The following is a 12355-nucleotide window of genomic DNA, read 5'->3' as shown; positions in this document are numbered from 1 at the left end:
GCAATGATCGTATGTTTAATTTTAAAAATATGAGTACTCTTTTTAAAATAAGTAGGATTTGGAACGTGTTACTTTGCCTTGCTATGTTTTCATGTGTAGGGACAACAACAGAAGAAAAGTATTATAATGATTTAGGAGAAATACGTTTTGATGAAAAACTTGACGATATAAACTTTAAGGTCTGTCATGAAGACTATACGTTTCCGTTTAATTATGGAGGAGTAGGTTTAGTTTATACAGGGGAAAAAAGAGAATTGGAAAAGACTTATTTTGATAATTATAAGAATACTAGAATAGAAGGTCAGACCGGTTTTATTACTATTCGCTTTATCATAAACTGCGAAGGTAAAGCTGGTAGGTTTAGGGTCGAAGAGATGGACCTTAACTTAGAACCTAAAAAATTCGATGATACAATTTCTACTCAAATTATAAATATAACCAAAAGTCTTGACGGATGGCAAGCTTATGAGTATGAAGGAATAACTTATGATTACCAGCAATACTTAACTATTAAGATAGAAGACGGCAGGTTAAAAGATGTTTTACCATGAAAAAGTTGCTTTATTTTTTAATTTTAGTATCCTTTCAAATGAGCATCTTTGGTCAGCAAAATTGTGAAATTTTAAAAGATAATTCAAAATGCTACCGAGCTTGTTTGATAATGAACAAAGAGAGCTTATTTAGGCAAGGTTCTTTTGAATCTCAAAAGCATTTAAGCGATGCAATAGAAATGTGTCCGACTTTATCCAATGCTTATTTTGAAAAATCTGTAGCTTATTTAAAGCGTGGTAGGTTCGTGGAGTGGAAAATGCTCATGGATAAAGCTGTAGAATTAAATCCAGAAAAGCATCTTTCATATAGAGCATGGTGTCAATTTTCATTTCTACATAATTATGAAGAAACCATAAAAGATTTAAACCAGCTTTCAGTCATTAAGAATACCCCATTTATCGGTGTAGGGCAAAGTGGTGATTATGATTTGCGAATGGTCTTGGCACTAAGCTATAAATTTACTGAAAGAAAAGAAAAAGCAATTGATATAATAGAAACTGCGCTACAGGATGAAGATTATTATGTTGGGCTTTATGACTATTTGCATTTAGGGGTGCTATATCTTGAAAATAACCAATTTGAAAAAGCAGTTAATTCATTTCAGAAACAAATTGAAGAAAATGAATTGGCTGAAGTTTATTATTATTTAGCTAAAACCTATCATAATCTGGAAAAAGAATTAGAAGCTAAAAGGACTATAGAAAGAGCACTTGAAATGTATAATAAGGGACGGAAAATGCATAGTAATTATTATCAATACGCAGATCAAATTTATGAAAAGGACATACTAGATCTACAAAAAAAAATAGGCTAAAAATAAGAATATGCTACAGTAGCTATTTTGCTTAAAAATCCAATTTTTTCTTTCTTAGTTCAAAGTTCTGACCCAGATAAACTTTACGTACCATTTCATCTGCAGCTAATTCTTCTGGTTCTCCTGATTTTAGAATACCACCCTCGAACATTAGGTAAGAACGCTCTGTAATAGCAAGCGTTTCCTGTACGTTGTGGTCAGTGATAAGTATACCAATGTTTTTGTCTTTTAACTGCGCTACAATACGTTGAATATCCTCTACTGCCACGGGATCTACCCCGGCGAAAGGTTCATCTAGCAAAATAAATTTTGGATCTGTAGCCAAAGCTCTAGCGATTTCTGTTCTTCTTCGCTCACCACCTGATAATAAGTCACCACGACTTTTGCGTATATGACCTAAACCGAACTCTTCTATAAGCGACTCCATTTTCATGTGTTGCTCTTTTTTGCTCAATTTTGTCAATTGAAGTACGCTTAAAATATTCTTTTCAATACTTAGCTTTCTAAAGACAGATGCTTCTTGTGCCAAGTACCCAATACCATTCTGAGCTCTCTTGTACATAGGAAATTTGGTGATTTCCATATCATCTAAATAGATGCTGCCGCCATTGGGTTTTACAAGCCCAACGATCATATAAAAGGAAGTGGTCTTACCGGCACCATTAGGTCCAAGTAACCCTACAATTTCACCTTGATTAACTTCAAGAGAAATTCCTTTAACCACCCTACGACCTCTGTAGGACTTCATTATATTGTCGGCACGTAACTTCATGTTTTCAAATCTATTGGTTATTGGTCTGTTAGAAAAGTAATTGGCGATTTTTTAACCTTGTTGGTTTTCTAATTCTTCCCAATATTCATAAGCTCTTCTCAAATGTGGAATTACAATTGTACCGCCAACTAAGGTGGCAATACTTAAAGTTTCCATGACCTCTTCTTTAGAAACGCCTTCGTTGTAAGTACTTTCTAAATGGTATTTTACACAATCGTCGCAACGCAATACGGTTGATGCAACAAGACCTAATAATTCTTTGGTTTTAACATCTAAAGCACCTGCAGCAAATGCATTGGTATCTAAATTAAATATACGTTTTACAACTTTATTGTTATCTGCCAGTAACTTATCGTTCATCTTAGAACGGTAGGCATTAAATTCTTCAATTTGGTTTGACATTTCTATTTTTCTTTTTTTCTTTTTCAGCTTTTTTCCTTTCTTTTCTCAATACCATCGCAGATATAAAAATACTTATCTGGTATAGTACGATTACCGGTATGGCAACTATAATCTGACTTGTAACGTCTGGTGGTGTAATTACAGCAGAAAGTATTAAAACAACTACCAAGGCTATTTTTCTGTACTTCTTCATCAGTTCAGGTGTAACTAAACCTACTTTAGTTAAAAAGAAAATGATGATCGGTAGTTCAAATAATATACCACAAGCAAGTACGGATATTTTTAATGTTCCAATATAGGAGTCCAAATCGAACTCGTTTAAAACGGAGTCACTAACAACATACGACCCTAAGAAGTTAATTGAAAGTGGCGCTACAATGTAGTATCCAAATAAAACTCCTATAAAAAATAAGATAGAGGCAATTAATATAAAACCGCGGGAGTTCTTGCGTTCATTGGCATGTAGCCCCGGACTAATAAATTTCCACATTTCATATAATATGTAGGGAAATCCAAGAATAACACCTGCCCAAATGGAAGTCCAAATGTGGGCAGAAAATTGTCCACCCATTTCACGACTCTGAATGGTAAACGGAAATTCATCGCCACAGAAAGAGGAATCTATTACCGTAAAAGATTGCACTTGATTCAACCACGTTGCAATATCACAAAAGAAGCGATATGTGGGGAAGTTCATGTTTTTTGGTCCGAATATTATGGTGTCAAAAATGAAACCTTTCATTAAAAAGGCAACACTTCCTATAATAACAACTGCCAATACGGATCTTATTAAATGCCATCTTAGTTCTTCTAAATGATCAAGAAATGACATCTCATTTGGTGGCGTGGTAGTTTTGGAACTCATTATAAAATACCTTCGTTTATTAAATTATGTAAATGGATAACGCCAACATACGCATCTTCATCCATGGCTAACAATTGTGATATTCCCTTTTTTTGCATGTGTTCTAAAGCCTTAATTGCCAAGGTGTTTGCAGGTATGGTCTTAGGGTTTGTAGTCATGATGTCTTCTGCAGTCAAACCTTTAATGTTGTCATGTTTGTTTAGCATGCGTCTAATATCGCCATCGGTTACGATACCAACAACTTTTTTGCCATCAAGTACAGCTGTTACACCCAACATTTTTTTAGAGATTTCAATAATTACTTTTTTGACCTCTTCATCTTTTTGAACTTGTGGTACTTGATTTTTACTTACCAAGTCTGCAACTCTTAAATATAATCTCTTTCCTAAAGATCCTCCAGGATGATATTTTGCAAAATCAGAACTGCTAAACCCTTTGATTTCTAAAAGTACAATTGCAAGTGCATCACCCATAACTAATTGAGCTGTAGTACTGGTTGTAGGAGCTAGTCCGTTAGGGCAAGCTTCCTTCTCCACATGTGTATTTAAAATAAAATCTGCTTGTTTTGCCAAAAAAGAATCGGTGTTCCCCGTCATGGCAATTAGCTTGTTCGTACCTCTTTTTATGAGCGGAACCAACATCTTTATTTCTGGTGTATTTCCACTGTTGGAAATACAAATAACAACGTCATTGTCCTGTACGGTTCCCAGGTCTCCATGAATGGCATCTCCGGCATGCATGAAAATTGCGGGAGTACCAGTAGAATTCAGGGTAGCTACAATTTTGGTGGCAATGATAGCGCTCTTCCCGATACCTGAAATTATTACGCGTCCTTTTGCTTCAATAATGCAGTTTACGATGCTAGCAAAATCATCGGTTAAAAGTGAGGAAAGTTGTGCTATAGCATCACGCTCAGTTTCAATGGTTTTTCTCGCTAAGCCAATAATGGTGTCCGTTGCAATCAATCTATTATTCAAATTATGGATTGTATTCCTAAAAGAATGTATTATCTTTAAGATGACAAAATTAAACAAACTTAATTTTAAATGCCGATTATAGCATAATAATTTAGAAACGCCTAGCTAGGCAATTTGTAATTTTGTTCGCTTATAAAATTTTAAAGTAAGTAGTGTCCCCTTAAATGTAAAATGTGACAGACAGTAAAGAATTTGACAATATCGATTTACATTCCTCATTAAAAAAATATTTTGGTTTTTCTCAGTTTAAAGGACTTCAAGAAGAGGTAATTAAAAATGTTTTAAAACAGAATAATACGTTTGTAATCATGCCGACTGGTGGTGGTAAATCTATGTGTTACCAGTTACCTGCCCTTATGCAAGAGGGTACAGCAATTATCGTATCTCCGTTGATCGCTTTAATGAAAAATCAGGTAGATGCCATACGTGGGGTTTCTTCTGAGGTAGGAATAGCCCATGTTTTAAATTCCTCATTAAATAAAGGGGAGATAAAACAGGTGAAAGAAGATATCACCAATGGAGTCACTAAACTACTGTATGTTGCACCAGAATCTTTGACTAAAGAAGAGAATGTAGAATTTCTACGTTCGGTAAAGGTCTCATTTGTAGCGGTAGATGAAGCGCATTGTATATCTGAATGGGGGCATGATTTTAGACCTGAGTATAGAAATTTGAAATCTATAGTTGCAAGATTAGGAGATGATATTCCTATCATCGGACTTACAGCAACGGCAACCCCAAAGGTTCAAGAAGATATTATTAAGAATTTAGGTATAGGCGGGGCAAAACTTTTTAAAGCTTCATTTAACCGACCTAATTTATTTTACGAAGTACGTACCAAAACAGAGAATATAGAAGCGGATATTATCCGTTTCGTGAAACAAAATTCTGGTAAATCAGGAATTATATATTGCCTTAGTCGTAAAAAGGTAGAAGAGTTAGCTCAGGTATTGCAGGTAAACGGAGTAAGTGCCGTGCCATACCATGCAGGTTTTGATGCAAAAACAAGATCTAAATATCAAGATATGTTCTTGATGGAAGATGTAGATGTGGTTGTCGCTACCATTGCTTTTGGTATGGGTATAGATAAGCCAGATGTGCGTTTTGTTATTCATCATGATATTCCAAAAAGTATTGAAAGTTATTATCAAGAAACAGGTAGAGCAGGTCGTGATGGTGGAGAAGGGCATTGTTTAGCTTATTATTCTTATAAGGATATTGAAAAGCTAGAGAAGTTTATGTCTGGTAAACCTGTTGCTGAACAAGAAATAGGAAATGCTTTATTGCAAGAAGTGGTGGCGTATGCCGAAACCTCCATGTCTAGACGTAAGTTTATGCTTCATTATTTCGGAGAGGAATTCGATGAGGTCAATGGCGAAGGTGCAGAAATGGATGACAATACCCGAAACCCTAAAGAGAAAGAAGAAGCGAAGGAAAATGTTGAGAAGTTACTTAAGGTAGTTACGGGTACAAGTGAAAAGTTTAAATCTAAAGAGATTGTAAATGCGCTACGCGGTAAAACAAACGCGATAATATCTTCACATAAGACCAATGAAAAGGAGTTTTTTGGCATTGGTTCTGATAAAGATAAAAGCTATTGGATGGCACTTATTCGCCAGACATTGGTTGCCGGATTATTAAGAAAAGAGATAGAACAATACGGCGTATTACATGTAACGGATAACGGTAAGGAGTTTTTAACTAAGCCGTCATCTTTTATGATGACCAAGGATCACGTTTACAATGCCGAAAATGATAATGCCATTGTTGGTGCCGCTAAATCTGGCGGTATTGCCGATGAGAAATTATTGAAGCAATTGAAAGATTTACGAAAAGCACAGGCAAAGAAAATAGGTGTTCCGCCATTTGTAGTTTTTCAAGATCCTTCTTTGGAGGATATGGCTTTGAAATATCCTATTTCACATGAAGAAATGTTGAATGTTCATGGAGTAGGAGAAGGTAAGGCTAAGAAATACGGTAAGCCATTCATTGCTTTTATTGCCACTTATGTTGAGGATAATGAAATCATTAGACCAGATGATCTTGTAGTTAAAAGTACTGGGGCTAATTCTGCCTTGAAATTATATGTTATACAGAATGTAGATAGAAAATTACCTTTGTCTGATATTGCATCGGCAAAAGGATTGGAAATTCCTGATCTTATTAAAGAAATGGAGCAAATTGTATACAGCGGTACAAGGTTGAACCTGAATTATTGGATCGATGAGATTTTAGATGAAGATCAACAAGAAGAAATACATGAGTACTTCTTAGAGGCAGATAGTGATAACCTTGAGGAGGCAATGACCGAATTTGACGGTGAGTATGAAGAAGAAGAGTTAAGATTGTATCGATTAAAATTCATCAGTGAAGTAGCGAACTAATCTAATTAGCTATAATTTATTTAGAAATCCATTACCCAATTTAAATTGGGTAATGGATTTGTTTTTTAATAGCTGTTTTAAAGCTAATTCATGTTAACTTTTTGTGTGGATTCTAACCGTATCTGGTCTATTTTAAACGTAAGGAACTCGATATATCAAATTTCATCTCCTTGATATATTTTCAAAGTACTGATTTACAGTAAATTATATATTGTTTAATATTTTAAATAAAACTTTAAACAAAATTTAAGACTATTGCTCGTAGTTCCGTTATACTTTTACAGAAATCTAAAAAAAAGAACTATGAAAATTTTAAAAATTACATTATTAAGTGCAATTACATTGTTTGTAACGAATATTTCTGCCCAGACAGAAACCATTGTAGGTGTTGCAGCAGGAAATGACAATTTTACAACATTAGTAGCTGCAGTAAAAGCGGCTGATTTGGTAGAAACATTAAATAGTGAAGGTCCGTTTACTGTTTTTGCACCTGTAAACACAGCTTTTGAAGCATTGCCAGCAGGAACTGTAGATACATTATTAAAGCCAGAAAGTAAAGACGCATTGACTGGTATTTTAACTTACCATGTAGTAGCTGGTAAGTTTATGGCTGTAGATGTGATTAAGGCAATTAATGAAAATGATGGTATGTTTTCAGTTAAAACAGTACAGGGTGGAATGATCACATTATCACTGAGCGGTGATAAGGTAATGTTGAAAGATGAAAAAGGGAATATGGCAACCGTAGTTATGGCAGATGTAGCTGCTAGCAACGGAGTAATACATGCTATAGACGCTGTAGTGATGCCTAAATAAGGTATTCAAAAAACTAGAAATAAAAATCCCTTTGTAATTCTGTTATAGAATAGCAAAGGGATTTTTTTTAAACACTACTTAAAACTTACTATCTCGCAGCTGTACCACTGATAGATTTACCTTTTCGTAATTGTCTTTGTATTTTTTTGATGGCGGATTCTATTGATTTTTCCGGTTCAATAATATTATATTCTCCCCAGAAATCTGGATCGGCAAAGCCAATAGCTTCATCACTCAGTATAATAGAAGACTTCATTCTATCTTTATATTTGGGGAAGGCATTGTCGGTATTTTTCTCCCAATCTGTAATGGCCATTTCGCAATTCATGCTGTAAATCGAGTTGAATAAGCGTTTGTCCCAATCTATTTTAAACTCTAACAGCACATTGCTATATCCATAATACCATTTTCCATCTTTTTCTCTGTAGTCAACACGGTAAGAAACCTCTGTTGGCCATACGTCCGCGTTTTTTGGTTTTCTTCTTACAAACATTTGAGATGCCAACCTTTTATCTGTAATGTTTAGAGAGTAAATAGCACTGGTTAAAATCTTGTTTTCTGCATCGATATATAATTTACCGTTATATAATGGGTCTATAATTTCAGGCTTTTGCTTGAAATCAATAACGTAAATCAATTGGTCGTTTACTCGTGTAGAAGTGTCAAATGAGAAATTATAATATGCTAATGTCTCGGGAGTAAATATGTAGTTAGGGTATTTTACCATATCTACGAACAAGGTGTTGAACGGTCCTCCTTGAAGTTTTAAGGCCACAGTATCTAATTTGGTGTAATCAGTACTTTTTCGTGCCTTGTAAAGTTTCATTGCATCTGTCTTTTTAGATGAATACGGAGTTTTGTAAATATTCACTACCGCTTCGGAAAGACTTACGTTTTTTCTTCTTTTTTTAATAGTTTCTCTGTAAAAGGCGGTCATTACAGTACTTTCATTTAAATAATTGTCCCCTTTTTTGTTCAGTGTCTCTTTTACTAAAGCTTCAGCATCATTTGGGGCATCTATATTTGCCTCAGATAAAGCCATAACGAATTCTGTCATGAAGATTTTATTCTTCTTTTCCTCTAATTCAGCAATAGCAATTTGTTTGGTTTTATACCCTAAAAAGGCAATGGTTAAATTGTTTTCGGTATTCTCATTTGGAACTTTCAATGAAAACTGTCCTTCAGAGTTGGTGATGGTGGTTACATTGGTGTTGTCAACGGTTAGTGTTGCGAAAATTAATGGTTTCTTACTGTCGGCATCTAAAACTTCACCGGTGTATTCGGTGTAATTAATAGTCTGTGCCCACATGGTATTGCTTCCTATTCCTATACAAACAAGAAATAATAATACAAATTTAATGGAAGAAGGTTTTGTTGAAAAATTGTTCTCTTTTAGCATGATGTAATTTTTCTTATTAAGATAATGATTATTCGTGAATTATTAAGCTAAATATTGTTAAAGCCTTAATAAGGTAGATAGTATGCTGAAATCTATTTGTTGCCATCAAATGTATTAGACGAGGTGCTTACCAGTCTATTGATTTCCTTTAATTCTTCTTCGGTTAGATCACGCCATTTTCCAACGGGTACATCTAATTGCACGTTCATAATTCTAATGCGTTTCAACTTCTTTACCCTGTAATCTAAATATTCGCACATTCTACGAATTTGCCTGTTTAGACCTTGAGTTAGAATGATCCTGAATTGATACGTACTTACTTCAAAAACTTCGCATTCCCTAGTTACTTGATCAAGAATGGGAATTCCTTTTCGCATCCTATTTAAAAAATCTATCGTAATAGGTTTGTCTACCGTTACCAAATACTCTTTCTCATGATTGTTACGCGCGCGTAGAATCTTGTTTACGATATCGCCATCATCGGTTAAAAATATAAGGCCCTCACTTGGTTTGTCTAATCTCCCAATTGGGAAAATACGCTTCGGGTAGTTAATATAATCTATAATATTATCCTTTTCTACACCTGTATCTGTAGTACAAACAATACCTATAGGTTTGTTGAATGCCAAATACGTAGATTTTCCCTTAGGTGCTTTAATTAGTTCTCCATCAACTTTAACAACATCACCGGCTGATATTTTAGTTCCCATTTCTGGCACTTCTCCATTAATGGTTACTCTGCCTTGATCGATCAATTTGTCTGCAGCTCTACGTGAGCAATATCCAGCTTCGCTAAGGTATTTGTTTATTCTAGTTTTATTGGTGTTGTCTTGCATAATCAGCTTGCTGTTTCTAATGTTGATTTCGATTTACTTCTTGTTGGTAGATCTCTCTTCCTAGTTGTGCTAAAAACGGAATTCCGATTTCGTCATACTCATAAGCATCGTCATTGAAGATACCGTCTTTGTTCACTAAAATTGTGGCGGTTAAAAGAAAGTCGATATTCTTTTCTGTGTCTTTGATATATGCGCAATCGGTTAGCGTACCGTAGGCAAATCCTACTTTATTATAAATTTCAATATGCTGGGGTATGTCTTTTTTAGTATCGCCATATATAAAAAACTTACAATAGCCATCGTAATATGTGGTAGGGTCATAACCTACTTTTTGAGGAACGGTATACATTGCTGTTAATAAATGTTCACGCTGTTCGGTACTCAGGTCAAATTGTTCTGATGCTTTATACTTTTGAGGAAATACTACTCTTTTTAAAAGGTTGTGTTGCGATTGAATAGGGTAATAGTTTTTCAAACTAAAATCGAAAGGTTCTTTAATTAACTCTTCACCTTCATAATAACCTACGCCCTTTTCAATATTTAACAGTTCTAACTTTTTAGGTGTTTTGTTGAGTAAAGAATTAGTAATGCCCGTTGTTGAATCGTTTAAATAGATAATTAAGGGCTTTGTTCTTAAATCATCTGAATGATAACCTAATCTGTGGCTAAGTCTAACAGGTGATATTTTTTTATTGTTCAAACTCTCATTGATGGCTTCAAACCCTAAGAATTCCACCAATCTATTGTTTGCTAAATTATCGCTAACAGCAAAAATTTTGGATACATCTTTGGCAAACGTACTTTCAATAGTGTCACCTTCTATGTAATACCTGGTGTTTATAGTTAAGCTGTCTATTTGATTTAACTTTTCTAGAGCTAGTACGGCAGTTGGGAATTTAACTGTGCTTGCAGGATAAAAATACACGCTGTCGTTTACCTGAAAATCATAATCGGTAAAAAAGACGCTATCATTTCTTCTATCGATTTGTGTGTATCTAATTTGAACTTGATAGTTTTCAACACTATCCATCACCCTTTTTATTTTAGGATTATCAGAAGATAGTGCAACCTCAAGAAAATTTAAATTCCGTTGTTCTTGAGCGCAAGAAGATAAAAGGACACCACATATAAAAAGAAGAAAGTGCTTCATGCTACTATGATTTATTTATGGAATATAGACTTCACCGCGGTGAGGTTTCAATAAGTCTCTTACCGTAATCATTTCCTTTTCTTCCACGACCATAAATGCAATACTGTACATGTCGTTTATTTCTTTAAAACCGGTAATGTTTAACGCTGTTTTTTCTGAAGCTATGAATTCATTTAGGTGTTTAACATGATGTTCTGCCGTTTTTAATGCAGCAGGACCTCTAAAGTCCCATATTAGTTTTATCTGTCGGTTCAAGAATATGTTGTATTAGGTTATAAAATAAGTAACAAATTTACCTAAAAAATGGCAGTTTGTGGTTAGTACGTAATGAGATTACTATGGGTTGAATTACTATTTTTAGTTCATTATTAGCTATTTGTTATATCTTGTGAGACCTAAAAAAATGTGTTAAGTAAATCATTATGCATTTGCACACGATTTGGTTATTGCTATTTTTGCTCGATGTTTTTTAAGAAATCAATGTTTTTACTACGTAAGTTCTACCCTATTGTGACCATAGGGCTAATTTCTTTTGCTTTCGTTTCTTGTGACGGTCTGTTTAAGAAAGAAGAGGAAAAGAAGATTATTGCTAGGGTAGGCGAGTCTTTTTTATATGAAGATGACCTGGCGCCGTTGATCACAGAGAATATGACAAAAGGGGATAGTGCTTCTTTTGCCGTCAATTATATAAACAATTGGGCTTCTAAGCAGTTGTTGCTTTCTAAAGCAAAAATTAATCTATCAGAAGAAAAACTGGCAGAATATAATGCTTTGGTAGATGACTATAGAACTGAACTATACACAAGTGTTTATAAAGAGGCGTTGGTGGCACAGGCTACAGATTCGGTTATTACAGACGAGCAATTAAACGAATTCTACGAAAATGCCAAAGAAAATTTTAAGCTTAAAGAGCGTATTGCAAGAATACGTTTTGTTGCTTTGCCAAAGGGATTTTTAAATCAAGATGAGGTAGGTAAACGGTTAAAAAGATTTAGACAAGAGGATATCAGATATTTAGACTCTATTGGCGTTCAGTTCACTAAATTGAATTTTAATGATTCTATTTGGGTACGCTACACTAGAATTTTTGAAGAAATACCGCCAATTACACTTGACAATGCGGACAAGTACTTAAAAAATTCACAATTTTTTGAATTAGAGGATGCAATCGGGGTATATTTGGGAAAAATAGAGGAAACTAAAGATGTTAACGACATAGCGCCTTTGTCTTTTATTAAACCTACAATCGAACAAGTTTTATTAAGTCGTAGAAAAATGGACTACCTACGCAAATTAGAAACTGAATTATTAGATGAAGCAATCAAGGATAATGAATTTGAAGTTTTCGAAAATAAAAAATAGTATTTACATAGGGGCGGTTTTACTGT

Annotated in this window: 13 protein-coding genes; 5 read left to right on the top strand and 8 right to left on the bottom strand. The window is 34.4% G+C overall.

What is annotated here, in order from left to right; translation table 11 throughout:
• Window positions 1-29 precede the first annotated feature (29 nt).
• Together SJY30_RS08190 and SJY30_RS08185 are read left to right on the top strand one after the other, a co-directional pair.
• Window positions 30-551 (top strand): hypothetical protein, encoded by a 522-nt coding sequence (locus SJY30_RS08190; protein ID WP_396635066.1) that lies wholly within the window; start codon window positions 30-32, stop codon window positions 549-551.
• Entirely contained in the window at window positions 548-1366 is an 819-nt protein-coding gene (locus SJY30_RS08185; RefSeq protein ID WP_396635065.1) for a tetratricopeptide repeat protein, read from the top strand. Before SJY30_RS08190 ends, SJY30_RS08185 begins: the two co-directional genes overlap by 4 nt.
• Before the next feature lie 31 nt (window positions 1367-1397).
• Here SJY30_RS08185 and lptB read toward each other — a convergent pair whose 3' ends face one another.
• Genes lptB through SJY30_RS08165 form a run of 4 tightly spaced genes read right to left on the bottom strand, consistent with a single transcriptional unit; the run spans window position 1398 to window position 4382 of the window.
• Window positions 1398-2138 carry an LPS export ABC transporter ATP-binding protein gene (gene lptB / locus SJY30_RS08180; protein WP_036153061.1) on the bottom strand — a complete coding sequence of 247 codons (741 nt, stop codon included), beginning with the start codon at window positions 2136-2138 and terminating at the stop codon, window positions 1398-1400.
• A gap of 51 nt (window positions 2139-2189) precedes the next feature.
• On the bottom strand, window positions 2190-2540 hold the full coding sequence (locus SJY30_RS08175; RefSeq protein ID WP_396635064.1) for a carboxymuconolactone decarboxylase family protein: 351 nt from the start codon (window positions 2538-2540) through the stop codon (window positions 2190-2192).
• A complete protein-coding gene (gene tatC, locus SJY30_RS08170) occupies window positions 2524-3405 on the bottom strand; it encodes a twin-arginine translocase subunit TatC (protein ID WP_396635063.1) in 882 nt (293 codons plus the stop codon). The genes SJY30_RS08175 and tatC overlap by 17 nt, the downstream gene beginning before the upstream one ends.
• The gene (locus SJY30_RS08165) at window positions 3405-4382 is read right to left on the bottom strand and encodes an SIS domain-containing protein (protein WP_396635062.1); all 978 of its coding nucleotides are present in this window, start codon (window positions 4380-4382) and stop codon (window positions 3405-3407) included. The genes tatC and SJY30_RS08165 overlap by 1 nt, the downstream gene beginning before the upstream one ends.
• Before the next feature lie 173 nt (window positions 4383-4555).
• Between SJY30_RS08165 and recQ the strand changes: the two genes are divergently transcribed.
• Together recQ and SJY30_RS08155 are read left to right on the top strand one after the other, a co-directional pair.
• Entirely contained in the window at window positions 4556-6766 is a 2211-nt protein-coding gene (recQ, locus tag SJY30_RS08160) for a DNA helicase RecQ (RefSeq protein ID WP_396635061.1), read from the top strand.
• A 303-nt stretch (window positions 6767-7069) separates the two neighbouring features.
• Window positions 7070-7582: a fasciclin domain-containing protein gene (locus SJY30_RS08155; protein ID WP_396635060.1), complete on the top strand. Its 513-nt coding sequence runs from the start codon at window positions 7070-7072 to the stop codon at window positions 7580-7582.
• 88 nt (window positions 7583-7670) lie between these two features.
• Here SJY30_RS08155 and SJY30_RS08150 read toward each other — a convergent pair whose 3' ends face one another.
• The 4 genes from SJY30_RS08150 to SJY30_RS08135 all read right to left on the bottom strand — a co-directional run bounded on the left by SJY30_RS08150 (window position 7671) and on the right by SJY30_RS08135 (window position 11222).
• Complete coding sequence (locus SJY30_RS08150) at window positions 7671-8981, bottom strand: carboxypeptidase-like regulatory domain-containing protein (RefSeq protein WP_396635059.1); 1311 nt, start codon at window positions 8979-8981, stop codon at window positions 7671-7673.
• Between the two features lie 92 nt (window positions 8982-9073).
• On the bottom strand, window positions 9074-9817 hold the full coding sequence (gene rluF / locus SJY30_RS08145; protein ID WP_396635058.1) for a 23S rRNA pseudouridine(2604) synthase RluF: 744 nt from the start codon (window positions 9815-9817) through the stop codon (window positions 9074-9076).
• Window positions 9818-9833: 16 nt separating this feature from the next.
• Entirely contained in the window at window positions 9834-10967 is a 1134-nt protein-coding gene (locus tag SJY30_RS08140) for a serine hydrolase (RefSeq protein WP_396635057.1), read from the bottom strand.
• Window positions 10968-10982: 15 nt separating this feature from the next.
• Complete coding sequence (locus SJY30_RS08135; RefSeq protein ID WP_396635056.1) at window positions 10983-11222, bottom strand: hypothetical protein; 240 nt, start codon at window positions 11220-11222, stop codon at window positions 10983-10985.
• Window positions 11223-11447: 225 nt separating this feature from the next.
• Between SJY30_RS08135 and SJY30_RS08130 the strand changes: the two genes are divergently transcribed.
• Window positions 11448-12329 carry a peptidyl-prolyl cis-trans isomerase gene (locus SJY30_RS08130; protein ID WP_396635055.1) on the top strand — a complete coding sequence of 294 codons (882 nt, stop codon included), beginning with the start codon at window positions 11448-11450 and terminating at the stop codon, window positions 12327-12329.
• Window positions 12330-12355 lie beyond the last annotated feature (26 nt).

Source organism: Maribacter sp. R86514 (genome assembly GCF_044597005.1).
In the GTDB taxonomy this organism is placed as follows: Bacteria; Bacteroidota; Bacteroidia; order Flavobacteriales; family Flavobacteriaceae; genus Maribacter.
The sequence above is the reverse complement of the archived record's forward strand: the minus strand, read 5'-3'. Positions and strand labels throughout refer to the sequence as shown.

Excerpts from the sequence above, each read along its gene's own strand:
- SJY30_RS08150 (WP_396635059.1), bottom strand. The coding sequence starts at position 8,981 with ATGCTAAAAGAGAACAATTTTTCAACAAAACCTTCTTCCATTAAATTT.
- rluF (WP_396635058.1), bottom strand. The coding sequence starts at position 9,817 with ATGCAAGACAACACCAATAAAACTAGAATAAACAAATACCTTAGCGAA.
- SJY30_RS08190 (WP_396635066.1), top strand. The coding sequence starts at position 30 with ATGAGTACTCTTTTTAAAATAAGTAGGATTTGGAACGTGTTACTTTGC.
- SJY30_RS08155 (WP_396635060.1), top strand. The coding sequence starts at position 7,070 with ATGAAAATTTTAAAAATTACATTATTAAGTGCAATTACATTGTTTGTA.
- tatC (WP_396635063.1), bottom strand. The coding sequence starts at position 3,405 with ATGAGTTCCAAAACTACCACGCCACCAAATGAGATGTCATTTCTTGAT.
- SJY30_RS08175 (WP_396635064.1), bottom strand. The coding sequence starts at position 2,540 with ATGTCAAACCAAATTGAAGAATTTAATGCCTACCGTTCTAAGATGAAC.
- SJY30_RS08140 (WP_396635057.1), bottom strand. The coding sequence starts at position 10,967 with ATGAAGCACTTTCTTCTTTTTATATGTGGTGTCCTTTTATCTTCTTGC.
- SJY30_RS08130 (WP_396635055.1), top strand. The coding sequence starts at position 11,448 with ATGTTTTTACTACGTAAGTTCTACCCTATTGTGACCATAGGGCTAATT.
- lptB (WP_036153061.1), bottom strand. The coding sequence starts at position 2,138 with ATGAAGTTACGTGCCGACAATATAATGAAGTCCTACAGAGGTCGTAGG.
- SJY30_RS08185 (WP_396635065.1), top strand. The coding sequence starts at position 548 with ATGAAAAAGTTGCTTTATTTTTTAATTTTAGTATCCTTTCAAATGAGC.